27 protein-coding genes are annotated in these 22,847 nt (G+C 67.8%); 4 read left to right on the top strand and 23 right to left on the bottom strand.

All coding sequences use genetic code 11. The features are described 5' to 3' along the window. Positions 1-7: 7 nt before the first annotated feature. From gspE to AASM09_RS10020, 12 genes are all read right to left on the bottom strand, one after another. Positions 8-1,441, bottom strand: a complete 1,434-nt coding sequence (gene gspE / locus AASM09_RS10075) for a type II secretion system ATPase GspE (RefSeq protein ID WP_049431556.1) — start codon at positions 1,439-1,441, stop codon at positions 8-10. Further along, positions 1,438-3,819, bottom strand: coding sequence for a type II secretion system secretin GspD (gene gspD, locus AASM09_RS10070; protein WP_049431553.1), 2,382 nt, complete (start codon positions 3,817-3,819; stop codon positions 1,438-1,440). Before gspD ends, gspE begins: the two co-directional genes overlap by 4 nt. Beyond that, complete coding sequence (gspM, locus tag AASM09_RS10065; RefSeq protein WP_049431550.1) at positions 3,816-4,343, bottom strand: type II secretion system protein GspM; 528 nt, start codon at positions 4,341-4,343, stop codon at positions 3,816-3,818. The genes gspD and gspM overlap by 4 nt, the downstream gene beginning before the upstream one ends. Next, entirely contained in the window at positions 4,340-5,503 is a 1,164-nt protein-coding gene (gene gspL / locus AASM09_RS10060; protein ID WP_049431547.1) for a type II secretion system protein GspL, read from the bottom strand. Before gspL ends, gspM begins: the two co-directional genes overlap by 4 nt. Then, a complete protein-coding gene (gspK, locus tag AASM09_RS10055; protein WP_049431544.1) occupies positions 5,500-6,405 on the bottom strand; it encodes a type II secretion system minor pseudopilin GspK in 906 nt (301 codons plus the stop codon). The genes gspL and gspK overlap by 4 nt, the downstream gene beginning before the upstream one ends. Before the next feature lie 9 nt (positions 6,406-6,414). Continuing rightward, the gene (gspG, locus tag AASM09_RS10050) at positions 6,415-6,852 is read right to left on the bottom strand and encodes a type II secretion system major pseudopilin GspG (protein WP_049431540.1); all 438 of its coding nucleotides are present in this window, start codon (positions 6,850-6,852) and stop codon (positions 6,415-6,417) included. A 57-nt stretch (positions 6,853-6,909) separates the two neighbouring features. Beyond that, complete coding sequence (locus AASM09_RS10045; protein ID WP_238378699.1) at positions 6,910-7,467, bottom strand: hypothetical protein; 558 nt, start codon at positions 7,465-7,467, stop codon at positions 6,910-6,912. A 144-nt stretch (positions 7,468-7,611) separates the two neighbouring features. Beyond that, positions 7,612-8,163, bottom strand: a complete 552-nt coding sequence (locus AASM09_RS10040; protein WP_049431535.1) for a hypothetical protein — start codon at positions 8,161-8,163, stop codon at positions 7,612-7,614. A gap of 58 nt (positions 8,164-8,221) precedes the next feature. Then, positions 8,222-9,202 carry a FecR family protein gene (locus AASM09_RS10035; protein ID WP_049431532.1) on the bottom strand — a complete coding sequence of 327 codons (981 nt, stop codon included), beginning with the start codon at positions 9,200-9,202 and terminating at the stop codon, positions 8,222-8,224. 69 nt (positions 9,203-9,271) lie between these two features. Further along, on the bottom strand, positions 9,272-9,802 hold the full coding sequence (locus AASM09_RS10030; RefSeq protein ID WP_049431529.1) for an RNA polymerase sigma factor: 531 nt from the start codon (positions 9,800-9,802) through the stop codon (positions 9,272-9,274). 16 nt (positions 9,803-9,818) lie between these two features. Continuing rightward, positions 9,819-10,499 carry a TonB C-terminal domain-containing protein gene (locus AASM09_RS10025; protein ID WP_049431526.1) on the bottom strand — a complete coding sequence of 227 codons (681 nt, stop codon included), beginning with the start codon at positions 10,497-10,499 and terminating at the stop codon, positions 9,819-9,821. Positions 10,500-10,959: 460 nt separating this feature from the next. Beyond that, on the bottom strand, positions 10,960-11,424 hold the full coding sequence (locus AASM09_RS10020) for an Lrp/AsnC family transcriptional regulator (protein WP_005409896.1): 465 nt from the start codon (positions 11,422-11,424) through the stop codon (positions 10,960-10,962). A gap of 127 nt (positions 11,425-11,551) precedes the next feature. Between AASM09_RS10020 and AASM09_RS10015 the strand changes: the two genes are divergently transcribed. The 4 genes from AASM09_RS10015 to AASM09_RS10000 all read left to right on the top strand — a co-directional run bounded on the left by AASM09_RS10015 (position 11,552) and on the right by AASM09_RS10000 (position 14,776). Then, the gene (locus tag AASM09_RS10015) at positions 11,552-12,283 is read left to right on the top strand and encodes an AzlC family ABC transporter permease (RefSeq protein ID WP_049429303.1); all 732 of its coding nucleotides are present in this window, start codon (positions 11,552-11,554) and stop codon (positions 12,281-12,283) included. Continuing rightward, on the top strand, positions 12,280-12,594 hold the full coding sequence (locus AASM09_RS10010; protein ID WP_005409898.1) for an AzlD family protein: 315 nt from the start codon (positions 12,280-12,282) through the stop codon (positions 12,592-12,594). Before AASM09_RS10015 ends, AASM09_RS10010 begins: the two co-directional genes overlap by 4 nt. Positions 12,595-12,821: 227 nt before the next feature. Beyond that, positions 12,822-13,250, top strand: coding sequence for a PAS domain-containing protein (locus tag AASM09_RS10005; RefSeq protein WP_005409905.1), 429 nt, complete (start codon positions 12,822-12,824; stop codon positions 13,248-13,250). Continuing rightward, positions 13,247-14,776, top strand: coding sequence for a diflavin oxidoreductase (locus AASM09_RS10000; protein ID WP_049429304.1), 1,530 nt, complete (start codon positions 13,247-13,249; stop codon positions 14,774-14,776). The genes AASM09_RS10005 and AASM09_RS10000 overlap by 4 nt, the downstream gene beginning before the upstream one ends. An 87-nt stretch (positions 14,777-14,863) precedes the next feature. Here AASM09_RS10000 and AASM09_RS09995 read toward each other — a convergent pair whose 3' ends face one another. From AASM09_RS09995 to moaA, 11 genes are all read right to left on the bottom strand, one after another. Then, positions 14,864-15,532 carry an ATP-binding cassette domain-containing protein gene (locus tag AASM09_RS09995; protein ID WP_049429305.1) on the bottom strand — a complete coding sequence of 223 codons (669 nt, stop codon included), beginning with the start codon at positions 15,530-15,532 and terminating at the stop codon, positions 14,864-14,866. Continuing rightward, positions 15,522-16,205, bottom strand: coding sequence for a molybdate ABC transporter permease subunit (gene modB / locus AASM09_RS09990; RefSeq protein ID WP_019659885.1), 684 nt, complete (start codon positions 16,203-16,205; stop codon positions 15,522-15,524). The genes AASM09_RS09995 and modB overlap by 11 nt, the downstream gene beginning before the upstream one ends. A 3-nt stretch (positions 16,206-16,208) precedes the next feature. Continuing rightward, positions 16,209-16,952 (bottom strand): molybdate ABC transporter substrate-binding protein, encoded by a 744-nt coding sequence (modA, locus tag AASM09_RS09985; protein WP_100443835.1) that lies wholly within the window; start codon positions 16,950-16,952, stop codon positions 16,209-16,211. Between the two features lie 22 nt (positions 16,953-16,974). Continuing rightward, positions 16,975-17,751 carry a helix-turn-helix domain-containing protein gene (locus AASM09_RS09980; RefSeq protein WP_049432817.1) on the bottom strand — a complete coding sequence of 259 codons (777 nt, stop codon included), beginning with the start codon at positions 17,749-17,751 and terminating at the stop codon, positions 16,975-16,977. Between the two features lie 66 nt (positions 17,752-17,817). Then, positions 17,818-18,183 (bottom strand): hypothetical protein, encoded by a 366-nt coding sequence (locus AASM09_RS09975; RefSeq protein WP_049432820.1) that lies wholly within the window; start codon positions 18,181-18,183, stop codon positions 17,818-17,820. Further along, positions 18,180-18,728, bottom strand: coding sequence for a molybdenum cofactor guanylyltransferase (gene mobA / locus AASM09_RS09970; RefSeq protein ID WP_049432823.1), 549 nt, complete (start codon positions 18,726-18,728; stop codon positions 18,180-18,182). Before mobA ends, AASM09_RS09975 begins: the two co-directional genes overlap by 4 nt. Before the next feature lie 81 nt (positions 18,729-18,809). Next, positions 18,810-19,298, bottom strand: coding sequence for a molybdenum cofactor biosynthesis protein MoaE (locus tag AASM09_RS09965; protein ID WP_100443834.1), 489 nt, complete (start codon positions 19,296-19,298; stop codon positions 18,810-18,812). 3 nt (positions 19,299-19,301) lie between these two features. Continuing rightward, complete coding sequence (locus tag AASM09_RS09960; RefSeq protein WP_005413671.1) at positions 19,302-19,562, bottom strand: MoaD/ThiS family protein; 261 nt, start codon at positions 19,560-19,562, stop codon at positions 19,302-19,304. After that, complete coding sequence (locus AASM09_RS09955) at positions 19,562-20,815, bottom strand: molybdopterin molybdotransferase MoeA (RefSeq protein ID WP_100443833.1); 1,254 nt, start codon at positions 20,813-20,815, stop codon at positions 19,562-19,564. The genes AASM09_RS09960 and AASM09_RS09955 overlap by 1 nt, the downstream gene beginning before the upstream one ends. Further along, on the bottom strand, positions 20,815-21,810 hold the full coding sequence (gene moaCB / locus AASM09_RS09950; protein ID WP_100443832.1) for a bifunctional molybdenum cofactor biosynthesis protein MoaC/MoaB: 996 nt from the start codon (positions 21,808-21,810) through the stop codon (positions 20,815-20,817). The genes AASM09_RS09955 and moaCB overlap by 1 nt, the downstream gene beginning before the upstream one ends. 8 nt (positions 21,811-21,818) lie before the next feature. Then, positions 21,819-22,799: a GTP 3',8-cyclase MoaA gene (moaA, locus tag AASM09_RS09945; RefSeq protein ID WP_100443831.1), complete on the bottom strand. Its 981-nt coding sequence runs from the start codon at positions 22,797-22,799 to the stop codon at positions 21,819-21,821. Positions 22,800-22,847 lie beyond the last annotated feature (48 nt).

Here is a 22,847-nt window from a genome sequence, read left to right as displayed (position 1 = left end):
GCAGGCCTCAATCGTCGCCGGTGACGCGCAGGATCTCTTCCAGCGTGGTCACCCCGCAGTCGACGCAGCGCTGGCCGTCCTGCCGCAGGGTACGCATGCCGGCACGCCGCGCCGCCTCGCGAAGCGCGGGCTCACCCTGCCCTTCATGGATCAGCGCACGCACGCGATCGTCCACCACGAACAGCTCGTGGATGCCGGTTCGCCCCCGATAGCCGCTGTTGGCGCAGGCCGCGCAGCCCACCGCGCGCCACACGGTTCTGCCATCGCCGTCCACCTCGGCACGCCGGCACTGCATGCACAGCCGCCGCACCAGCCGCTGCGCCAGTACGCCGCGCAACGACGAGGCCAGCAGGAACGGCTCCACGCCCATGTCGGCCAGGCGGGTCACCGCCGAGATCGCATCGTTGGTATGCAGCGAGGCCAGCACGCCGTGGCCGGTCAGCGACGACTGCACGGCAATCTGCGCAGTTTCCAGGTCGCGGATCTCGCCGATCATGATGGTGTCCGGATCCTGGCGCAGGATCGCGCGCAGCGCGGTGCCGAAGCTCATGCCGATGCGCGCATTGACCTGGATCTGGCCGATGCCAGCGAAGTCGTACTCCACCGGGTCCTCCACGGTGAGGATGTTGCTGGTGCTGCTGTCGAGCTGGCCCAACGCGGCGTAGAGCGAGGTGGTCTTGCCGCTGCCGGTCGGGCCGGTCACCAGCACGATGCCGTGCGGCTGCCGGATCAATCCGGTGAACGTGGCCAGGGTGTCATCAGCCATGCCCAGGCGCTGCAGCTGCAGACGGCCGGCATCCTTCTCCAGCAGTCGCAGCACGGCGCGCTCGCCATGCCCGGTCGGCACCGTGGAGACACGAATGTCCAACGGACGCCCACCCACGCGGATCGCGATGCGCCCGTCCTGCGGGAGGCGCTTCTCGGCAATGTCCAGATGGGCCATGATCTTGATACGCGACACCAGCGCTGCGTGCAGGGCGCGGCGTGGCTGCACCATGTCGCGCAGGGTGCCGTCCACGCGGTAGCGCACCACCGAATGGGTCTCGAACGGCTCGATGTGCAGATCGCTGGCGCCATCGCGCGCAGCCTGTGCCAACAATGCGTTGATCATGCGGATCACCGGCGCATCGTCCTGCGCATCCAGCAGATCGGTGACCTCCGGCATGTCCTGCATCAGCCGGTCCAGATCGACTTCGCTTTCGGCGGCACCGACCACGGCAGCGGCATCGCCGCCGTCACGATACTGTTCGTCCAAGCGCTGCTGCCAGGCTGCCGCATCCAGCGTCTGGAACGGTAGCGGGCCATGCCGCCGGCGCAGCTCGGCCACGGCCCACGCTGCGGTATCGGCCGTTCCCAGCAGCACCGGCTCGCCACCGGCTTCGGACAGCATCACCCCGTGGCTGCGCACCCACGCGTACGGCAGCGGCACAACGGCGCTCACGGCCCGATCACCAGTTCCGGCGTGTAGCCCAGCCCGCGCAGCTGCTGCAGTGCCGGGTCCAGCGTTGACGGATCGCGCGGCAATCGCACGCGCAGGCGTTGCCCGCTCTCGCCGGGCGTCGCTTCGGCATAGGCCTGCAGGCCCAGTGCCCGCACCTGTGCCACGACCTGGCTGGCACGCGCCGGGTCCAGCCCCTGCGCGAACTGCACCAGCTGGGCATCGCCGTTACCGGCCGGATACAACGCCGCCAGGCTGGTGTTCTGCAGCGGCTGACCCTGCCCATCGCGCGCATTGCCCTGGCCGAGGACAGACAGGTCCTGCGGCGGCAGCTGTGGTGCGGACAGCGCTGGCAACGCCCAACTCTGAACCGGCTGCGCGCCGGCCTGCGCGTTGCGCATGTAGTCGTAGCGGTCGCGGGTCAGGCGCTGGCCGGCGGCGGGGTCGCGCACCACGTGCGGGCGCAGGAACACCATCAGGTTGGTCTTGGCGCGCTTGCGCGTGTCGCTGCGGAACAATGCCCCCAGCACCGGCAGCTTGCCCAGGCCTGGAACCGCATCGCGCCCGTGGCTGACGCTGTCTTCCAGCAGGCCTCCGAGCACCATGATCTGGCCATCGTCCAGCAACACGCTGGTATCCAGGGCGCGCTTGTTGGTGATGATACCGGCCGTGCTGTTCGCGCTCTGCGCGTCGATGCTGCTGACTTCCTGGTAGATGTCCAGCTTCACCGTGCCGCCCTCGGAAATCTGCGGGCGCACCCGCAGCTTCAGGCCGATGTCCTCGCGCACGATGGTCTGGAACGGGTTGTTGCTGCCGCCACCGCCGTCGGTCACGTAGCGGCCGCTGACGAACGGCACGGTCTGACCGACCATGATGCTGGCCGCCTCGTTGTCCAGCGTCATCAGGTTCGGCGTGGACAGGATGTTGGCGCCGCCCTTGCTCTGCAGCGCGTTGGCCAGCGCTTTCATGTTGAGGATCTGGCCGACACCAGGAAGGTTGATGGTGCCGTCGATCACGCCGATCTTCAGGCCATCCTTGGGCAGCACGTCCAGCGTGGTGCGCGCGGTGGTGCTCAGCCCGCTGCCGCCGGTGGCACCACCGAAGTGGGTGCCGCCAAAGGTGCGGCCATTGCCCAGCATCCACTGCACGCCCAGCTCGGCCGCATCGGTCTGGTTGACCTCCACGATCAGGCTCTCGACCAGCACCTGTGCCCGGCGCTGGTCGAGCTGGTCGATCACCCGGCGCAGGTTGCGGTACACCGGCTCCGGCGCCGAAATCAGCAGCGTATTGGTGGCCACGTCCGCCTGCACCGAGACCCCGTTCTGGCTGAAGCCGGTGCTTCCCGCATCTATCGGATCGCGCCGGCTAGGGTCCAGCCGCTGCGATTCCAGCGCATTGCCTCCAGTCTTGGCCTGCTGCGGCTGCGACGGCTGCGCGGGCGTGGAACGGTTGGCGTCACCCGGCAGTGGTGTGATGCCTTCATTGCTCCCCATTGCCGGTGCATCGCTCTGCCCGGCCACCACGCCCCGCAGCACACCGGCCAGCTGGTTGGCCTGGGCATTGCGCAGGTAGACCACATGCAGGTTGCCGGACTCGTCCTGCGCGCGGTCCAGCTTCTCCACCAGCTGCCGCGCCAGGCGGGTGCGACCGGGACTGCTGGAACGCAGCAGCACGCTGTTGCTGCGCGGGTCAGCCATCACCACCACCTTCTGGGTAGGCTCGGCGCCCTGCGCATCCAGCAGCGGCGCGACCATCGCCGCCACGTCAACGGCAATGCCCTGCTGCAGCTTCACCACATCGGTGTCCATACCGGTCGGCGTGTCGACGCTGGCGATCACCCGTGCGATGCGCTCCAGGTTGTCGGCATAGTCGGTGATCACCAGGGTGTTGTTGCCCGGGTTGGCAGTGATCGGATTGTCCGGGCTGATCATCGGCCGCAGCACTGCCACCAGCGCAGCCGCGTTCTCGTAGCGCAGCGCAAAGGTGCGCGTGGCGATCTCGCCCCCTGCACCGCCGCTGCCCACGCGGCCACCGAGCAGCTTGGCGTCGGCCTGCGGCACCACCCGGCTGACCCCGCTGTTCTCGACCACCGCAAAGCCACGCATGCGCAGTGCGCCCAGCAGCAACTGGTAGGCCTGGGTACGGCTGACCGGGCCGTCGGAAACCACTGTCATCTTGCCGGTCACCCGTGGGTCGACCAGGAACTGGCGTCCGGTGAAGCGTGCCGCCATGCGCAACACGCCACCGATATCGGTATCCACCAGGTTCAACTGCACCGGCTCATCGCGGGCGTCCTGCGCCAGCACCGGCGCCGGTGCGTGGGCCATGCACACGATCAGGGCCAGTGCGGTACTGCAGGCAAGGCTGGGCATCACCCTCATGGATGGGCACCCACGTTGAGCGCCATCACGATGTTTCCGGAAATCCGTGCCGCCGGCATGTTCGCATCCCCTGTGCGTGTCAGTTGCAGCTGCTGCAGTTCGATGGCCGGATCGGCCAGCACGGGCAGCAGCCAGTTCCACAGCGCGTCAGCGGGCACCGCCTGAACCTGCAGGTGCCAATGCCCGTCGCGCGCTTCGATATGCAGTCCGTCGGCGAGTCCGGCCGACTTGATTTCGTCACGCAACCTGGCCATCGTCGGGCGCTGCCCCTGCGTCTGCTGCTGGCGCTCGCGTGCCTGCAGCAGTGGCGCCAGGACACGCGCCTGCGCCTGCAGCCGCGGCAGCTCGGCCTGCCAGTGCGTGCGCTGCTTCAGCAGCGGCTCCAGCCACAACATCCACAGACCCGCCGCCAGCAGCGCCACCACCATCACCCACAGCATCAGCCGGTCGCGCGGTGGCAGGCGTTGCCAGCGCTGCTGCAGGCCCGTCATTCCCGCGACCAGCCGCAGGGTCCGGGTCGTCACTGTCCAGCTCCGCTCACCCGCAGGCGTCCACCGGCTTCGCGCGCCAACTGCAGGCCCTGCGCCTGGACCGCTTGCTGCCAATGCTCAAGCCGCTGCGGATCGTCGGCCAATGCCTGGGCGTCGGCATCCAGCTCCATGTCCAGCTGCCCGGGCTGGTAATGCAGGCTCCGCACCTGCCCGGCCAGCTCGGGAACCACCTGCAGCATGCCGGCTACCTGACGCTGCAGCGGCGGCAACGGCGGCGCCGGCAGTGGCACGGCCAGTGCTCGCCTTGCCTGCAGCACCGGGTCCACCACGTCGGTGATCTCCGGGAAGCGTGCGCTGAACTGGCGTGCCATGTCCTGTTGCAGGGCCTCGCCCTCACTTCGCCACCGCGAGACCTGCAGTTGCAGACCGAGCGCGGCCAGCAACATCGCCGCCAATGCCAGCCCGATCGCAAGCCGCGGCGCTTTCTGGCCCGCCCCGGGCAGAGGCAATGACCAGCCTGGCAAGGGGCCAGAGGCCTGCCGTTCATGGGGGATGGCAGTGGCGGGCAGACGTTCCGGCCACGTCGGCGGCACACCATCAATCCACTGCACGGCCTGCATGCCGGCCTGTTGCAGGCGCACGGCCTGCGCCTGCATCACCGCACAGGCATCCCGTCCGCCATACCATTGAACGAAACCCCGATCGCGCCCGCTGCGTACCAGCAGGTGCTCGCCGCTGACCTGCAGCGTGGCATGGCCGTCCTGCCAGGGCAGCAGCAGCGGCGTCGGATACAGCGCCTGCAACCGCAGTGCACACGAAGCCAGCAACTGCTGGGCCTGCAGGACCGCCTGCTGGCCCAGCCAGGCCACAGGAACCGTGCCGTCCGCCGCCTGCGCACCGTGGGCCAGCGCCACCTCCTGCAGGTCATCCAGCAGCATCGCCTCCACCTCACCCTGCAGCGCCGACTGCAGGCGGCGCCCGGACAACGGTGGCAGCTGCAGTTCCAGCAGGATCAGGTCATTCGGATCGAGGCAGGCATGCACCGCGGCCTGCGGATGCCGCAGGCCCAGCGCCGCCAGCGTGTCGCGCCCGTGCGCCAGCACCTCGCCCTTGTGCAGCTGCGCCCAGTCCACCGCGCTGTCGGCGCGCAGACGCTCAAGCGCCGGCAGGCGCACCCGAATCTGCACGGTCATGCGCCGATCCTCGTCCACACGCGTTGCACACGCACGCCATCGTCGCGGTACTCGCGCCAGAGCAGCGCGCGAAAATCAACCGCGCTGCCGTCAGCCTGCACCTGACCGATGGCCAGGAACCACTCGCTATGGATACCCAGGGGAAGCACGACCATCTGTTCGTTGCTCAGTTGAAGTCGGTTGGCGATGTCGCCGCGATTGAGCAGCCAATGGCCAGCGTCGCGCTCACCGAGCAGCGCCTGCAGCCGCGCCGGATCGACCGCAGGCGTCACCGCCTGCAGAACGCGCAGGTCGCTGGTGTTGGCGTTGACCAGGGTCTGCGCCGGCAACACCACGGTGCGAAGCGCCAGCGCCTGCAACGCCACCGGATCGGCACCCGGCAGCGCCTGTTCGATCAGTGATTCACGCGGCAGCGGCGCCTGCGCCTGGATGTCGCCATCGCGCAGGCGTGCCTGGATATGGTCCGCCGCCGAGGCACAGGCACCCTGTCCCAACCCCTGCCCGACGCACAACGCGATGAACGCGCGCCGCGCCTCGGGATCCGGCTGGCCATGGGCCAGCAGATTGCGCAGGTTGAACATCGACTGGGCATCGACCAGTTGCAGCTGCACCGGCAGCGGTGCCTGAAGCTGCAAGGGACGCGCCCAGCGCCCGCTGCGCACCGTGGTCAGCTGTTCCTTTACATCCTCACGCAGCTGCTGCGCCGCACGCTCCAGCGTTGCGTCCACCGCCATGCGCACCTGCGCGCGCAGCTGGTCGCCCCGCAGCGCGCGCAGTTGGGCCGACTGCCGGGTCAGCAGTGCCGTGGCAATTACCGCCACCAGCGCCACCACCAGCAGGGCGACGATCACCGCCATGCCACGTTGACGGACACTTGAAACAGAACGCATCCGGGCTGACATCGGCCTGCCTCACAACTGCCAGGAGCCGATGTCCGCGTTCCCGGCGTCGCCCCCGGGCTTGCCGTCCGCACCCAGCGAGAACACATCGATGTCGCCGTGGGTGCCGGGAATCTGGTATTGGTAAGGATGGCCCCACGGATCATTCGGGAGGCGGTCCAGATAGGGCGTGACCGGCATCGCACCACTGCCCTGCGGGGGCTTCACCAGTGCCTGCAGCCCTTGCTCGGCGCTGGGATAGCGCCCATTGTCGAGCTTGAACAACTTCAACGCCTGCATCAGCGCCGCGATGTCCTGTCGCGCCGCGACCACGCGTGCCTGGTCAGGGCGATCCATCAACCGCGGTACGATCAACGCGGCGAGGATGCCGATGATCACCACCACCACCATGATCTCGATCAGGCTGAAGCCCTGCTGCCGAGCCCTGCGACCGCGAACCTGCCTTGCCATTGTTCCGCCCTCGTCATCCTGGAAGAGACCGCTGCGCCATGGTCAGCGGTGCATGTGTCAGTACGATAAACATCCGCCTGCAATTCGCTGCGCTGGCGCCAGAGGAGACGCACGTGCAGCCCGCACCCGTGCCGCCTCGATCAGTTGCGGCGGCACACTGGCCAGCGTTTCGTCGATGCACGCCCGCAGCAGCGGATGCACGCACGCCTGCAGCAGGCGCACGCACTGCATCGGCGACCACGCGGTACCGTGGTCGAGGCCAATGAACATCCTGTATGCCTGGTGGTAGCGCAGGTCGTCGTACACGCGCTGCGCGCCGCTGAGATCACGCACGACCACCAGCAGGGCCGCACGTTGCAGCAGCCGCGCATCGCCCGCGTCAAGCGGCAGCGCGCCCATGGCCGCTTCGGGCCACGGCCGCAACTGCAGGTCGAGCGCCCTGCGCAGCGCCAGCAGCGGGTGCGCACTGCTGTCCAGCGCAGCCCAGCGCGCCGCGTCCGCCCACGCATCACTGGACAGCACCCAGACCCATGAACGTCCATAGCGCTGCACGTTCAGGGGGGCGTGCCGCGCCTGCTCCAGCGACTGGCTCAGGTGGCGATCCAGCTCCAGCATGCTGATCCTGCGACTTTCTGCCATCTGCGTCGCCCACGCTCCGCGACGCGTAGTGCGTCGTACTCTGGAGAAGACGTCAGCAAGGCAGGTGAAGCGACACCGGGAACGTGACTCTGTGCGCTGGTTAGTGCTTCATCGGCAACGTCATCGCAGCGCCATCCGCTTGCAGGCTTCACGCTGCAGGCGTGGCGCGTCACCGCCGCAGCGGCGGGCCAACATCGCCACGTCGCTGCGCGCGGCGAATGCAACCCATGCATCGGTCATGTCCACGTCATCGCACCATGATGCCACCGCGACGCGCAGCGCCGGCAGCTGCCAGCCCTCCATCACGCCGTGGCTGCCTGCCACGAACCAGTGCCACAGCCGGTGGTGCAGCACCTGCTCGTGCAGCTGCACGAGATCGTCAACGCCATGCATGTCCATCAGCAGCAACGCGCGCGCAAGCGCCGCAGGTGGCAGTGCCCCGCTTTCAGACAACGGCAACAGCTGCTGCTGCAGCCGCAGCAGCATCGCCAACGGATGCGATTGCGGATCGAAGTCCAGCAGCACAGCCTGTTGCTGCCACTGCGCGTCGGACACCACGCACACCCACGGCGAGCCATAGCGATGCACCATCAAGGGGCGTCGCTGCGTGGTTTCCAGCAGCGCCGACAGATTGCGGCGCAGATCCAGCACGCCGATGGTCTCGTTGCGCATCCTTGGCCTCTCCTTGCTTGCAACAGCCCTGCGCGGTGCGCACGGCCAGCGTCTTCATCTACCCAAGGACGGCGATGCCACCCGGAAAGCGACGCAGATCCAGCGACATCGTCAGTCGCAGCTGCTCCAGCGCCGCATCCGGATCATCGATGCGGAAGCGGCCGCTCACCGGGGCACGTGCCAGCGCCGATTCGCCCAGCAACACTTTTCCGCGGCGGTAACGATTGATCTCGTCGACCACCTCGCGCAGCGGTGCGCGGCGGAACACCAGCATGCCTTCGGTCCAGGCACTCACGTCCGAGGCCACGGCCTCGGCCACCACGCCACTGAGGCGCTCGTCGTACCGGGTCTGCTGGCCGGCCTGCAGCTGCAGCCGGCCCTGCGGGTGCTCGATGCGCGCACTACCGTGCAGGCAGGTCACCCGCACCTGGCCCAGGGTGTTGCGTACGTCCAGGCGCACCGCACCTTCATCGGCAATCACGCAGCCCGCCCCGGCGAACAGCGCCAGGCGCAGGCCAGACCCGGTTTCGATCGCGGCCTGGCCCTGCACCAGCTCGAAGCCTGCGCCCTTTGCATCCGCCCGCCGGCGCAGGCTGCTCTGCGTATCCAGTTCGATCTTCAACTGCGGCGAAGGCGCGATCTGCAGCCGTTCACCGGTTCCGGTATGGAAATCGGCCGCCATCGCCGTCACCGATGGCCACAACCCCAGCGGCGGGCGGATCGCCGCCACCACCACCAGGCTGACCGGCGCCGCGATGGCAGCACCGAGGAAGGCACGGCGGCTCCAGCGCTGGGTCGGCGTCGGCGCGACAGGCTGCCGTGCCTCTGCAGGCAACTGCTCGCCCGCCAGGCGTACCTGCTCCCATTGTCGGCGCGCACGGCCGAACGCCTCACGATGGCGCGGGTCGGCCTCACACCACGCGCGGAACCTGTCCCCATCGGCGGCGGTGGCCTCGCCCGAGGTCAACCGCACCACCCACGCGTGGGCCTGCCGCTCGACGGCATCCAGCGGGCGTTGCGGGCGATCGTCAGGATCCATGGGGACTCATGCCGGACCCGCACGCTGCGGGGTTCTGCTCGGCGTCAAAGTGTAGACGGATGCCGCCGCTCAGAACCGCACCTGGCGCCCCTGCCCACTGCGCTCGGCAAGGTAGTCCTGGGCCGCCTTCAGCTCGCGCTGCACCAGCCGCAGCGATACACCGAGGTGATCGGCCACGTCGCGCTGCTGCAGGCCGTCGACGCGGATTGCCAGCAGGATGCGGCGACGGCGCTCGGGCATGCGCTGCAGCAGCCCGACCATGTCTTCCAGCGCGAAGTCCAGCTCGGCCGCCTGTGCTGGGCCCGGTGACGGATCGGCCATGTCCATCAGCGTGTCCACTTCTTCCAGGCTGAGCAACCGGTGGTCAGCACGTTGGCGATCAATCACGGTGTTCATCGCCATGCGCAGCAGGTAGGCCGCCGGATTCTGCACCGCATCCAGGCGGTCACGGCGCGCACTCAGGCGCATCCAGGTGTCCTGCAGCGCATCGCCGGCCAGCTCCTCCGAACCCAGCTTGCGCACCAGCCTGCGCTTCAGCTCGTCATAGGCGCCCAGAAGGTGGTCCATCAGGTCAACTGCCCCAGCCGTACCGTTGCTCATGTTCGAATCCTTGAAATCATGGAAGGGGCGAGCGCCGGCCACAGTCGTGGTCGGTGCCGGAAGGGCGGATCTGCAGCGTCACCGGCTGCGGCAGCGCGGCGGCATCGGCTGCCACCGTCAGTGCCTGCAGCGCCTGCAGCAGGCGCGCATCGCGACCGGCATTGCCACTGCCGGAAAGCAGTTCAGGGGAATGCACCTGGCCGTCACTGGCAACGCTGAAACGCAGGGTCGCGGCATAGCGACCTGGAGCCAGGTCGGGATCGTCACAGAACGCAGCGCGCAGGCGTTGCTGCAGGCCAGCGTAGCGACGGCGCCGCTCGGTATCGGGAAGTTCCGCGCCAACGCCGGGTTCGGCCGTCGAGGACGTGCTCCGACGCAGCACCACCCGCTGTTCGCCGATCACCTCGGCCTTGATGCCGGAATCTTGCAACAGAACCTGCAAGGCCGGCAGCGGCGCAAGGCTTTCGCGAAGCGCGTGACTGTTGCGGCCCGCGGCAAGCTCGCCCGGGTACATCACCGACCAGCCGCTGATGACGCTGAAGCGCTCGACCGCCTGTTCCAGCGGCTGCGCGGGGATGTCGTAGGCATGGACACCGTCCTGGGCTGCCGCGGCAAAGGCCAGCAGCAGCCATCCGGCGATGGCCAGCCTCCACTTTCTGATCGCATGGTGTCCATTCAGCCCCCTGACGTCGAACACATGACCCTCGGCAGCGACAGCAGCTGCAAGCGGATCAAACCGTACCGGGAGCACATGTCATTGCGATGACTGCCGCGCACTGCCAACGGACGGGTCAGGTTCGCTGGAGCCGGTCACGAATCAGGAATCAATGGATCGAACAGACCACGTCATTCGGGCGTGGGGTCAGAGCCCGTTGCGCAGCAACGGGATCCGACCCCGTGCCGATCAGAGCGTGTCGCCCCATGCCGTTCCGGCAGATCGCGGAAATCTGTCGAAGGCGGGGTGGGGCCGGTTGCAGGGGTGTCCGCGGCATGGATGCCGCGGCCAAGCCCCCATGGACGGGTTTACGGCGTCCCCTGCAGCCGGACCCACCACGCCATCCCGCGCCAAGCCGGCTGTTGCTTCGGCTGTTGCTCCTGAGGTTGCCGGCCAGCGGCCGGCACTACCGCGGGTGCCGGGTGCAACCCGGCCGTACCTCTCAAAGCGGCAGCTGGGTCGTCTGCTTGATCCGCTGCATCGGAATCTCGGTCTTGGTGTTCTGCACCCCGGCAATCCGGTTCAGGTGCTGCATCTGGAACTGCCGGTAGGCATCAAGGTCGGCCACCGCCACCCGCAGCAGGAAATCGCAGTCACCAGCCATCAGATGGCATTCAAGCACTTCCGGGAAAGACTTGATGCTGTTGATGAAGTGATTGGTGGTGTCCTCGTCCTGCCCGCGCAGCCACACCCGCACGAACACGGTGAAGCCGCGGCCCACCTTGGCCTCGTTCAACAAAGCCACATAGCGGTCGATGTAGCCGCCCTCCTCCAGCAACCGCACCCGGCGCAGGCAGGCCGACGGCGACAGCCCGACCTGGCGGGCCAGTTCCAGGTTCTGCAGGCGGCCGTCGCGCTGCAGGGCGTCGAGGATGCGACGATCCAGATTGTCGAGCTGGTACTGCATGGGATTTCACCCCTTTGACTTATGGCCGCATGAAATATCAATCATCAAGAATCAAGTGGCATCAACGCAACCCGATTTCGCGATTGGACCGCTAGCATGGGCCACCCCCACCTCGTTGTGCCGTTCCATGGACGCCCGTACCACCCTCCCCCTGCCCGACACCTGCGATACCCCGCCGCGTGCCGAATTCCTGCGCGGCCTGCGCGCCGCCGTGCCGGTGATGATCGGCTTCATTCCCTTCGCCCTGGTACTTGGCGCCCAGGCCGCCCAGAAAGGCCTGAGCGCACTGGAAGTGCCGCTGATGACCGGCCTCAACTTCGCTGGCGGCTCAGAGTTCGCCGCCGTCGAACTGTGGACCTCGCCACCGCACATTGCACTGATCGTGGCCATCACCGCACTGGTCAACAGCCGCCACCTGCTGATGGGCGCCAGCCTGGCCCCGCTGCTGCAGCACCTGCCACGACGCCGCGTGCTGCCGGCCCTGTTCTTCATGTGCGATGAAAGCTGGGCGATGGGCGTGGCCGATGCGCGACGCCGCGCACTTGGCTTCAGCCTGGCCTACTACCTGGGCGTATCGGCAGGCCTGTATACGGTGTGGGTAGCCTGTACCGCGCTGGGCGCGATCGTCGGACCGATGCTGGGCGACATCCACGCCTATGGCTTCGACATGGCCTTCCCCGCCGTGTTCCTGGTGCTACTGCGCGGCATGTGGCAGGGCGTGAAGGCCGCGCGGCCGTGGCTGGTGAGCCTGGTGGTGGCCGCTGCCACCTATCTGCTGATTCCGGGCGCCTGGTACGTAGCCACCGGCGCATTGGCCGGCCTGGCGGCCGCCTGGCTGCTGGCGGAGGACGCGGCATGATCTTCAACGGACTGATCCACTGGACCTCGGTGCTGACCATCGTGCTGATGGCTGCCGCCACCTACCTGACCCGCATCGTCGGTTTCCTCGCGCTGCGCAACCGCACATTGAGCAAACGCGCCGTGACGGTGATGGAAGCCGCGCCGGGCTGCGTGCTGATCTCGGTGATCGCCCCGGACTTCGTCGCTGACAAGCCCGCCGACCTGGCCGCACTGGCGATCACCCTGCTGGCCGCCACGCGGCTGTCGATGCTGCCGACGGTGCTGATCGGCGTAGTCTCGGCGGGTGTGCTGCGCTATCTGATGGGCTGACACCTTGCCCTTTCTGTAGAGCCGAGCCCACGCTCGGCTACTGGCAATCCCGTTTGCCGCATAAGCCGAGCATGGGCTCGGCTCTACAGAGAACCTCCCTGCGACACCCCGTCGCAGCCCTTCGCGCCCCCCGCTTGACCAATGTCAAACCGCCCGCCGCCGTGCGGGCGTATCTCTATGCAGGACCCGAACACGCCGGCGCTACCGGCATCCATAAGGACCCTGCGATGAGCTACACCCCCGACAACGCCCAGCTGCTGAACGCCATGCAGAACGTCATGGTGATCTCCACCACCGACCTGCAGGGCAACATCACCTACGCCAACGACCTGTTCTGCACGCTCACCGGCTTCGCCCGCGAGGAGCTGATCGGCCAGCCGCACAGCATCGTGCGCCACCCGGATGTGCCCAAGGCGGTCTACAAGGACATGTGGGACACCATCAAGGCCGGCAAGACCTGGACCGGCATCGTGCCCAACCTCGGCAAGGGCGGCGTGCTCTACGTGGTCGACACCACGGTGCAGCCGCTGTTCGACGCCGACGGCAACATCACCTCCTATATCAGCATCCGCCGCGTGGTGAACGACCTGATGCAGAACTACGACCTGGTCGAGTTCAGCAAGGAAAAGTTCGACGACTTCTACGAGGCCGCGTGAACGCCCTCCCGACCAGTGCGCCCTTCAGCCGCCTGCTGGTGGGTTTCGCGTCCGAGTCGGGCAATGCCCGCGCTCTGGCCCAGCGCCTGGGCGCGGACCTGCAGCCGCACGCGCCGCAGGTGCTCCCGTTCAACGACATCGACGTGGCCAGTCTCGGCCACGGCGATGTGCTGCTGGCGATCTCCAGCTCGTTCGGCGATGGCGAGCCGCCGGCCAACGGCGAGCAGTTCTTCGAAACACTGCGCCAGACCCCGACGCTGAGCGGCCTGCGCTATGCGGTGTTTGGCCTTGGTGACACCGCCTACCCCAGCTTCTGTGGCTTCACCAAGGCGCTGGATGCTGCGCTGAGTGAGCGCCAGGCGCAGCCGCTGCTGCAGCGCGTGGACGCTGACCTGGGCTACGAGCAGTTCTTCCAGCAATGGCAGCCGGTGCTCGGCCAGGTGCTGGACGGCGACCTCAGCGCCGGCCAGGACTTGCGCCTGCAGGTCACCGCCTATGGCGAGGACAATGCGTTTGCCGCCCCCATTCTCGAACGTCGCCGTTTGAACAGCAGCGACCCGGCGGCGTGGCACCTGCAGCTGGATATTGCCGGCAGTGGCATGGCCTACCGCGCGGGCGACACCCTGCACGTGGTGCCGGAGAACGATCCGATGCTGCTGCAGGCGCTGGCCTGCTGGTACGGCGACGATGAAACCATGGTCCTGCTGCATGACCGCGAGCTGCGCCTGCTGAGCAAGGGTGTGCTGCGCGAACTGGCCAAGCTGGGTGGCAGCGATATACTGAAGGGCCTGTTGAGGGTCAGCCAGAAGCGCGAGCTGGACGCCTACCTGCACGGCCTGGACCTGCTGGACGTGCTGCAGGACCACGCTACTCCGGACAGCGTGCCGCTGGCCCGACTGCGTGAACTGCTGTCGCCGCGGCTGCCGCGCGCCTATTCCATTGCCTCGCACCCGCGCGAGGACCAGCTGAGCCTGTGCGTGCGCGAAGTGCGCTACACCCTGCGCGGCCGCGCGCGCTTCGGCACTGCCACCGGCAGCCTGCTGCATGGCGGCGACCATGCCCATGTGTACTGCCGCTCCAACCCTGGCTTCCACCTGCCCGACACCGGCCAGGTACCGCTGCTGCTGGTCGGCACCGGCACCGGCATCGCGCCCTTGATGGGCCTGATGCAGGAACTGCAGGCCAACGCCTGCGAACGTGAAGTGCACCTGGTGTTCGGCGAGAAGCACCGCCAGCACGATTACCTGTATCGCGACCAGTTGCAGGACTGGCACGCGCGTGGCGTGCTGGCCGGCCTGCATACCGCGTTCTCGCGCGATGGTGCCGACAAGGTCTATGTGCAGCATGTGCTGCAGCAGCGTGCCAGCGAAGTGCGCGGCGTCCTGGCCCGCGGTGGGCATCTGTACCTGTGCGGCAACAAGAGCCACCTGGAAAGCGCGGTGCGCGAGGCCATCGATGCCATCGGTGGCGAAGGGCATTGGGACGCGCTGCGGAGCGAAGGCCGCACGCACTGTGAACTGTATTGATCCGTTGATCCTGTAGAGCCGAGCCCATGCTCGGCTGCTGTTGGCGGTAGAGCAGCCGAGCATGGGCTCGGCTCTACAGGTGCCGGGTCACCCCCCGACGATACGGCCGTCCACCACGCGCGCCACCTGCTGGCCGAACATCGCCACGTCCTGCGGGTCGTGGCTGATCAACAACAACGGGATGCCGGTCCGGTCCAACACGGTTTCCAGCTCCTGGCGCAGGTGCTGGCGCAGGTCGTGGTCCAGTGCGGAGAACGGCTCATCCAGCAGCAGCGCCTGCGGCTGCGTCACCAGGGCGCGCGCCAATGCAGTGCGCTGGCGCTGGCCACCGGAGACCTGCGCGGGCAGCAGATCGCCCACCGTGTCGATGCGGAATGCGTGCAGCCACTGCTCCACCGCATCCAAGCGCTGGCGCGCGCGCGGATTCAACCACCCGCGCTCCAGCCCGAACGCCACGTTCTGGCGCACGCTAAGGTGCGGGAACAACGCGTAATCCTGGAACACGTAGCCCAGCCGGCGGCGCTGCGGCGGCAGATCCACGCCGTTGGCCGCATCGAACAGGGTCTGCCCCTGCACGCGCACATGTCCCTGCCCGGGCCGCAGCAGCCCGGCCACCGCCTTCAGCGTCAGGCTCTTGCCGGCACCCGAGGGTCCGAACAGCACCACCTGCCGCTGCGTGCACTGCAGCGATACGTCCAACACGAAATCCTGGCCGGCCGCCCGCAGGCGGCGCTGCACCTGCAGGTCAAGCCACATCACGCAGCTCCCGGCGACGTCCGCCCACCAGCCGCGCAGCCAGCAACAGGATCACGATGCAGACCACCGAGGTCAGGATCACCAGCGCATTGGCCTTGCCATCCTGACCGGCCTGCACCGCCTCGTAGATGGCGATCGACAGCGTCTGCGTGCGACCCGGAATGCTGCCCGCCACCATCAGCGTGGCACCGAACTCGCCCATGGCGCGTGCGAATGCCAGCAGCAACCCGGCAAGAATGCCACGCCAGGCCAGCGGCAACGTGATGCGGAAGAACACCGCGGCTTCGGACACACCGAGCGTGCGTGCGGCTTGTTCCAGCTGCCCGTCCACTTCCTCGAACGCCGCGCGCGCCGGCTTGAACACCAGCGGCAACGAGGCCACCGCCGCCGCGATCACCGCGGCCTGCCAGGTGAACACCAGGTTGATGCCGAACCACGATTGCAGCCATGCGCCGACTGGGCCGTTGCGACCGATCAGTACCAGCAGGTAGTAGCCCAGCACCGTCGGCGGCAGCACCATCGGCAAGGTCAGCAGCGAATCCAGCAGCTCACGGCCGGGAAATCGCCGCCGCGCCAGCAATGCGCCCAGTGCTACGCCCAGCACCAGGTTGATCGCGGTGGCCCAGCCAGCCACCTTCAGCGACAACCCCAATGCGCTCCAGTCCAGATCCATGCCTCAGGGCTTGCCGAACCCGTGTTTGGCCAGGATCGCCTGGCCCTGTGCCGAACGCAAGAAGGCGGTGAAGCGCCTGGCTTCCGCTTGCTGTGGGCTGGCCTTGATCACGGCCAGCGGATAGGCAATGCGCCCTGCCACCGGCACCGCGAAGGCACGGCGCACGCGGTTGGGCATCGCCTGCGCATCGGTGGCATAGACGAAGCCGGCATCCACTTCACCGCGTGCCACGTAGTCCAACGACTGGCGCACGTTCTGCGTGGTGATGGCCTTGCCCTGCACCGACGGCCACAGGCCCGCCACTTCCAGTGCACCCTTGGCATAGCGGCCCACCGGCACGCTGTCCGGGTTGCCCAGTGCGATGCGCTGCACACCAGCACCGGCCAGGTCCTTCAAGGTACGCGGCGCCGCCTTGGCCTGCGGCGGCACCACCACCCACAGCGCATTCACCGCGAACACCTCGCGGCTACCGGCGGCCAGCAGATCCTGCTGCTGCGCCTGGTCCATCGTGGTTTCGTCGGCCGAGGCGAATACATCCACCGGTGCACCGCGGCTGATCTGCTGCAGCAGTACGCCAGACGCGGCAAAGTTGAAGTCGACCTTGGTGCCCGGGTGCGCCTTCTCGTAGGCCGCGCCCAGTTCACGGAAGCTCTCGGTCAGGCTCGACGCCGCCGACACCGTCAGGTCGGCCGCCCAGGCCGGAACTGCAGCCAGCATTCCGAGCAACAACAGCCCCACTCGCTTCATGGTCGGCCCTTTGGTTGTCTGATCAGTCCAGTCCGGGTTCCCGGGTCACGGCCAGTTCCGCCAGCCGCTCGGGTTGCAGCAACAGCATCTCACGTTGGTTCACCGCAATCACACCCTCGTCGCTCAACCGGCGCAGCACCCGGCTCACCGTCTCCGGCGCCATCCGCAGGTAGTTGGCAATCTCGGTACGGGCCATGCTCAGGTTGAAGCGGGTGGCCGAGAATCCGCGCCGGGCATAGCGCTCGGAAAGATCCAGCAGAAACGCCGCCATGCGCTCCTCGGTGCGATGGTTGGCGGCCAACGTAGCGACCTTGCCGATCTCGGCACTGAGCAGGCTGAACAGCCGTGCCTGCAACCCCGGCATGCGGGTGGCCAGCAGGCTCAATCGCGGGAAGGAGATGCGACACAGATAGACCGTGTCCAGCGCCACGGCATTGCAGGGAAAGCGCGCACCGTGGATGGCATTGAGCCCGATCACTTCACCGGGCAGGTTGAAGCCCAGCACCTGCTCGTTGCCCTGGCTGTCATCGACAAAGGTCTTGACCATGCCGGCACGCACGGCGGCGATCGAATCGAACGGATCACCGGCACGGAACAGGTAGTCACCGGCCTGGAACGGCCCCATGTGGTCAACCAGCACATGCAGCTCGCCCAGCGCGGTCTTGTCATAGCCCTGCGACGTGCAGGCATCGGAGAACGCGCAGGTGCTGCAGAAATGCAGCGCATCACCGTCATCGGCCGCCGCAGGATTGGGCGTGGCCGGTCGCAGCGGAGAAGGAGCAGAGGGGTTCAGGGGCATTGCAGCGACGCAGGAACGAAGGCCCCCATCATACGACAGCATGCCGCCCGCCCCTGCGCAATGCACCTACTCCGACGCAGGCTTCGAACGCCGTTGCGCACCGCGCTGCCGCACGCTGTCGCGCACATCCACGTCGAACTGGAGTTGCAGCATGCTGTCGTCATCCAATGCGATGCCGAAGCCAAGACCCTCACGGCACGGCAGGCGCGCCGCCAGTGCCTCCACGGCTTCGCGCGGCAGCACCAGCCGGCAGAACGTACCGCCATCGAGCAGCACCGCCTGATCGCCGGCATGCAACGACAGTGCCACACCCCAGCCACCGCTGCCGCCAAAGCGGGTCAGGTTCTCCACCGACTCACCGACCAGCAGGCGCGCCAGTTCCTCTTCATCCACGCGCAGGCGCATCGATTGCTGTTGCAGCTGGACTTTCATGGTGCGGTGGACTCCCATTCCGATGGGGTATTGCAGTTGAGCAGCAACGCCTGATCCCCTGGCGCCAGTGGCAACCGGGTCACGCCCAAGCGTTCCTGCAGGGCACGCAGCGAACGGCGTGCCCTCGGATCTTCAATCAATTCCTGCAGCACGCGGCGGCAATGATCATCGATCTGCAACCGCATCGGCAATGGTTCGTCGGCAAACACCACGCAGGGAGTGTCTCCTGCCAGGCACAGTCGCTGCAGCAGTACCGCGCTCAACCGCGGCGTGTCCACCGGCACCACCCATGCAGGCTCGTCAGGCATCTGCATTGCCACGCTGTAGAGCCCGCCCAGTGGCCCGCATCGGGGCACACGATCGGGGATGCCGCCGAAGGCCGGGTAGTTGCCGCTGATCCAGACCTCGCGCGCGCCGGCCTGCGTCAACAGGCCCCGCATGTGCTCCAGCAGGGTGCGGCCCTGCCACGGCAGCGTTGCCTTGTCGCGGCCCATCCTGCTGGACAGGCCACCGGCCAACACGATGCCGTTGATGGTTCCATTCATGGTAGAGCCACGCCATGCGTGGCTGCGTCGGCCGGGTGCGCCGGGAGAGCGCTATCCACGCATGGCGTGGATCTACTGGCGTCACGGGCTGTGGCTGTGCGCATGCGCAGGCTCATCGTCCGCATGGCACAGGCTGCAACCTTCGCTCCACTGGCTGTCGCCGTCCTCGTAATGCTCCTGCTTCCAGATCGGGCACTGGTGTTTCACCACCTCGATCAACTGCCGGCAGGCGCGGAACGCCTCGTCACGGTGCGGGCTGCCGGCGGCCACCACCACCGCCACATCGCCGATGCCCAACCGGCCCTTGGCGTGTGCCACATACAGCTTCAGCTTCGGACCAAACGTGGCCTCGACCTCGGCGGCCAGGCGCTTGAACTCGTTCAGCACCAACGGTTCAAACAGATCGTAGGTGATCCCGGTCACCCGCCGGCCCGCATTGACATCGCGCACCTTGCCGATGAACACGTCGATGCCGCCGAAGCCGGGATCGGACACTGCCGAGATGCCCTCGGCCGGATCGATCGCCGCCTGCGCGCGGTCCACCACCTTCGCGATGATCTTCTCGCTCATCGCTCAGCCCCCGCTCACCGGCGGCAGGATCGCGACCCGGCCATCGTCGGGCAACGCCTCGTGGTCGCGCAGCACGCGTTGCTGGTCGGCGAACGCCGAGTAATCCAGCAGCCCGGCACGGAAACCCGGCCAACGCAGCGGCAGCAGCTCGCGCAGCGCCTGGCGCAGATCGGCCACGGTGCCGCCGGCCACCTCCACGGCAATCTCGCGGCTGGCATCCAGATCGGAGAACGCGCCGAACAACTGCAGATTTACCTGTCTCATTACGGCTCCTGGCTCGCCAGCTGCACCGGGTCCTGATGACCCCAGCCCTGCACACGCACCGGCGTGCCGGCAGGGGCCAGACCGCCCTCGCCTTCCAGAACCACCCAGGCGTTGGCCTGCAGCATGGACATCAAACGGAACGACTCCTGCCCGGCCAGCACGCGCGCACTCAGGCGGCCCTGCGCGTCCACTTCCACCCGCGCCCGCGCGTGGAAGCGCAGGCCCGGCGGCGTGCGCACGTCGGCCTGCAGCGGCAACGTCAGCACCGGCTCCGGTGCCAGCCCCAGCAGGCGGCGCAGCACCGGCTCGACGAAGAAGCGCTGGCCCACCGCAGCCGACACCGGGTTGCCGGGCAGGCCGAAATACAGCGCGCCATTGGGCAGCACCGCAAACAGCAACGGCTTGCCCGGGCGGATTGCCACCTTGTGGAACACGATGCGCGCACCCCGGCCGCGAAGCGCGTCGGGAATGAAATCGTAGCGGCCGGCCGACACCGCGCCGGTGCTGATCAACAGCTGAGCACCCGCGTCCAGCGCTTCATCCAGCACCGCGTTGAACGCCGCCACCTCATCGCCCACCGTGCCCTGCCAGACCACCTCGGCACCGGCGGCCTGCAGGCGGCCGACCAGATACGGCCGGTTGCTGTCACGAATCTGCCCGGATGCCAGCGTCTGCGCCGCCTCGGTCACCAGCTCCTTGCCGGTAGCAATCACCGCCGCCTTTGGCCGCGTCATCACCGCCACCTCGCCCACGCCGATGGCATGCAGCAGGGTGCGCGCGTTGATGTCCAGCACCTGCCCGGCCTGCAGCACGCGCTCGCCGTCGCTTACATCCTCGCCACGCAGGCGCACGTTCTGGCCCGGCTTCACCAATGCCTTCAGGGCAATGCGGGTCGGGCGGCCATCCTCGCTGGCGAGGATCTCCACGTTCTCGACCGGTACCACCGTATCCAGCCCGGCCGGCATGCGCGCACCGGTCATGATTTCCCAGGCACCCTCGCCGCCTTCGGCGCCGGCATCACCGGCTGCCTGCCAGCCCTGCACAGCGAACTCGGTACCAGCTTCGAACGTCGCGCCGTTGGCGCGCAGCGCGAAGCCGTCCATCGCCGAATTGTCGAACGGCGGCAACGACTGCCCGCTGTGGATGTCACTGGCCAGGGTACGGCCGCCGGCCTCATGCAGCGGCAGGCGCTCGGCCGGCAGCTGCGTGGCCGCGTCCAGCAGGTGCTGCAAGGCTTCGCTGTAGGCAATCATCAGTGGCCACCACCCTCGACCATCGCCAGGGCGTGGCCCAGTACCGGCGCCAGGATGTCCAGGCACTGCGCCGCCGCCTTCGGGCTGCCGGGCAATGCGAACACCAGCATGTTGCCCAGCTGCACCACCTCGGCGCGGCTCAGCCAGGCCATCGGCGTGTGCTGTGCACTGAGTGCCCGCACCATCTGCGCCAGGCCATGCACCGGCCGCGCGTTCAAGGAACGCAGCGCCTCCGGGGTCAGGTCACGCGGGCCCAGCCCGGTACCTCCGGTACACAGGCACAGGCGCACGCCCTCGGCGGCCAAGGCCTGCAGGCGGCCCGCCAATGGCTCGATGCCATCGGGCAGTACCTCGGCGGCCACCACCTCGCCCCCCAGCTTTTTCAGGCCGGTCACCAGGGTCGGGCCGGACACATCCTCATAACTGCCCTCGCTGGCGCGATCACTCAGTGTGATCACCGCGCAGGCCGCACCCTCCAACCCCTTCGGTGCACGCGGCTTGAAACGCGCACGCTCGGCCTCGTCCATGCCGTCCGGGTGCAGCCAGACCCCGCGCTTGCCGCCTTCCTTGAACAGCAGGCGGATGCCTTCGATGCGCAGGGCCGGCTCCACCGGCTTGCTCAGGTCGTACAGGGTCAGCAGCGCCGCGTTGACGCCGGCCAGTGCCTCCATCTCCACGCCGGTGCGCGCCTCGCTCGCGCACTCGCACCACACGCGGATCGCCTGCCGTTCCGGCACCGGCGCACAGAACACCTGCACCAGCTCCAGCGGCAACGGATGGCACAGCGGCATCAGCATCGACGCCATCTTGGCGCCCTGCAGGCCGGCAATCTCGGCCATCACCAGCGCATCGCCCTTGGGCAGGCGGCGCTCGACGATCAGCGGATAGGCCACTGGACCGGCATGCAGCTCGCCCACCGCCACCGCACGGCGGCGGCTGATGCGCTTGTTACGGACATCGGCCATGTGGAAGGCCGCATTCAATTCCCCACTCATCGTGTTGCTCATCCTCCGATCGAGGCCAGGTGCGGGGTCAGCCCGGTCTGGCCCTGGTGCAGTCCATGCCCGGCCGCTTTCAGGCCAAGCTGGGTGGTGATGCGTGCCAGCAGCGCGTCATGGTCATCGTCGCGTTGCAGAAGCGGGCGCAGCGGCACGCCGAACTCGCCGAACAGGCACAGCCGCAGGTCACCCTTGGCGGTCACCCGCAAACGGTTGCAGCCCTTGCAGAAGTCACGCGAATACGGGGCGATGATGCCAATGCTGCCGCGATGGTCAGGGTGGCTGAACTCGCGCGCCGGGCCCGCATCGGCCACGCGCGGGCGTTCGCGCCATCCGGCGGCCAGCAGCTGCTCGATCACCACGTCGGCGCGCAGGTGGTGGCGCTGGAAATAGGCTTCGTTGTCGCCGGTACGCATCAGTTCGATGAAGCGCACGCTGAAGGGGCGATCGCGCAGGTACTCCATCCACTGCGGGAGCTCGTCGTCGTTCAGGCCGCGCAGCAGCACTGCGTTGAGCTTGATTGCCGAAAGGCCCAGCGCCTGCGCCAGCGCAAGACCCTGCTGGATCTCTGGCAGACGGTCGTGGCCGGTGATGGTGTGGAAACGCTCGCGCTGCAGGCTGTCCATGCTCACGTTCAGCGCAGTCAGGCCTGCCCGGTGCCAACCCGGCAGGCGCCGCGGCAGCAGCGTGCCATTGGTGGTGATGGCCACCTTGCGGATGCCCGGCACCGCCGCCACGGTGGCGATGATCTCGTCCAGATCCTTGCGCAGGCTGGGCTCGCCACCGGTCAGGCGGATCTTGCTCATCCCCAACGCCGCAAAGGCCCGCACCAGGCGGCCGATCTCCTCCACCTGCAGGAAACGCGGGTGGCCATCCGCCTGGTACCCGTCGGGCAGGCAGTAGCTGCACCGGAAGTTGCAGGCTTCGGTGAGCGACAAGCGCAGGTACGGAAAGCTGCGTCCGAAACTGTCGGTGAGTTGGCTCATGGCTGTTCCGCCTCCTGGTACCACCCTGCAGCCCTGCCCCTGAACGGG

It is taken from the genome of Stenotrophomonas maltophilia (genome assembly GCF_039555535.1).
Taxonomy (GTDB): domain Bacteria; phylum Pseudomonadota; class Gammaproteobacteria; order Xanthomonadales; family Xanthomonadaceae; genus Stenotrophomonas; species Stenotrophomonas maltophilia_Q.
This window is presented reverse-complemented; position numbering and strand designations above follow the sequence as displayed.

What these genes read in the sequence shown, in the direction of transcription:
- AASM09_RS10005 (WP_005409905.1), top strand. Translation starts at nt 12,822, where the DNA reads ATGAGCTACACCCCCGACAACGCCCAGCTGCTGAACGCCATGCAGAAC.
- moaA (WP_100443831.1), bottom strand. Translation starts at nt 22,799, where the DNA reads ATGAGCCAACTCACCGACAGTTTCGGACGCAGCTTTCCGTACCTGCGC.
- modB (WP_019659885.1), bottom strand. Translation starts at nt 16,205, where the DNA reads ATGGATCTGGACTGGAGCGCATTGGGGTTGTCGCTGAAGGTGGCTGGC.
- AASM09_RS10020 (WP_005409896.1), bottom strand. Translation starts at nt 11,424, where the DNA reads ATGCAGTACCAGCTCGACAATCTGGATCGTCGCATCCTCGACGCCCTG.
- AASM09_RS10045 (WP_238378699.1), bottom strand. Translation starts at nt 7,467, where the DNA reads ATGCTGGAGCTGGATCGCCACCTGAGCCAGTCGCTGGAGCAGGCGCGG.
- moaCB (WP_100443832.1), bottom strand. Translation starts at nt 21,810, where the DNA reads ATGAGTGGGGAATTGAATGCGGCCTTCCACATGGCCGATGTCCGTAAC.
- AASM09_RS10040 (WP_049431535.1), bottom strand. Translation starts at nt 8,163, where the DNA reads ATGCGCAACGAGACCATCGGCGTGCTGGATCTGCGCCGCAATCTGTCG.
- AASM09_RS10035 (WP_049431532.1), bottom strand. Translation starts at nt 9,202, where the DNA reads ATGGATCCTGACGATCGCCCGCAACGCCCGCTGGATGCCGTCGAGCGG.
- AASM09_RS09975 (WP_049432820.1), bottom strand. Translation starts at nt 18,183, where the DNA reads ATGAAAGTCCAGCTGCAACAGCAATCGATGCGCCTGCGCGTGGATGAA.
- AASM09_RS09960 (WP_005413671.1), bottom strand. Translation starts at nt 19,562, where the DNA reads ATGAGACAGGTAAATCTGCAGTTGTTCGGCGCGTTCTCCGATCTGGAT.
- AASM09_RS09965 (WP_100443834.1), bottom strand. Translation starts at nt 19,298, where the DNA reads ATGAGCGAGAAGATCATCGCGAAGGTGGTGGACCGCGCGCAGGCGGCG.
- gspD (WP_049431553.1), bottom strand. Translation starts at nt 3,819, where the DNA reads ATGAGGGTGATGCCCAGCCTTGCCTGCAGTACCGCACTGGCCCTGATC.
- AASM09_RS09995 (WP_049429305.1), bottom strand. Translation starts at nt 15,532, where the DNA reads ATGTGGCTTGACCTGCAGGTGCAGCGCCGCCTGCGGGCGGCCGGCCAG.
- AASM09_RS10010 (WP_005409898.1), top strand. Translation starts at nt 12,280, where the DNA reads ATGATCTTCAACGGACTGATCCACTGGACCTCGGTGCTGACCATCGTG.
- AASM09_RS09955 (WP_100443833.1), bottom strand. Translation starts at nt 20,815, where the DNA reads ATGATTGCCTACAGCGAAGCCTTGCAGCACCTGCTGGACGCGGCCACG.
- modA (WP_100443835.1), bottom strand. Translation starts at nt 16,952, where the DNA reads ATGAAGCGAGTGGGGCTGTTGTTGCTCGGAATGCTGGCTGCAGTTCCG.
- gspL (WP_049431547.1), bottom strand. Translation starts at nt 5,503, where the DNA reads ATGACCGTGCAGATTCGGGTGCGCCTGCCGGCGCTTGAGCGTCTGCGC.
- AASM09_RS09980 (WP_049432817.1), bottom strand. Translation starts at nt 17,751, where the DNA reads ATGCCCCTGAACCCCTCTGCTCCTTCTCCGCTGCGACCGGCCACGCCC.
- AASM09_RS10030 (WP_049431529.1), bottom strand. Translation starts at nt 9,802, where the DNA reads ATGAGCAACGGTACGGCTGGGGCAGTTGACCTGATGGACCACCTTCTG.
- gspK (WP_049431544.1), bottom strand. Translation starts at nt 6,405, where the DNA reads ATGTCAGCCCGGATGCGTTCTGTTTCAAGTGTCCGTCAACGTGGCATG.
- mobA (WP_049432823.1), bottom strand. Translation starts at nt 18,728, where the DNA reads ATGAATGGAACCATCAACGGCATCGTGTTGGCCGGTGGCCTGTCCAGC.
- AASM09_RS10015 (WP_049429303.1), top strand. Translation starts at nt 11,552, where the DNA reads ATGGACGCCCGTACCACCCTCCCCCTGCCCGACACCTGCGATACCCCG.
- gspG (WP_049431540.1), bottom strand. Translation starts at nt 6,852, where the DNA reads ATGGCAAGGCAGGTTCGCGGTCGCAGGGCTCGGCAGCAGGGCTTCAGC.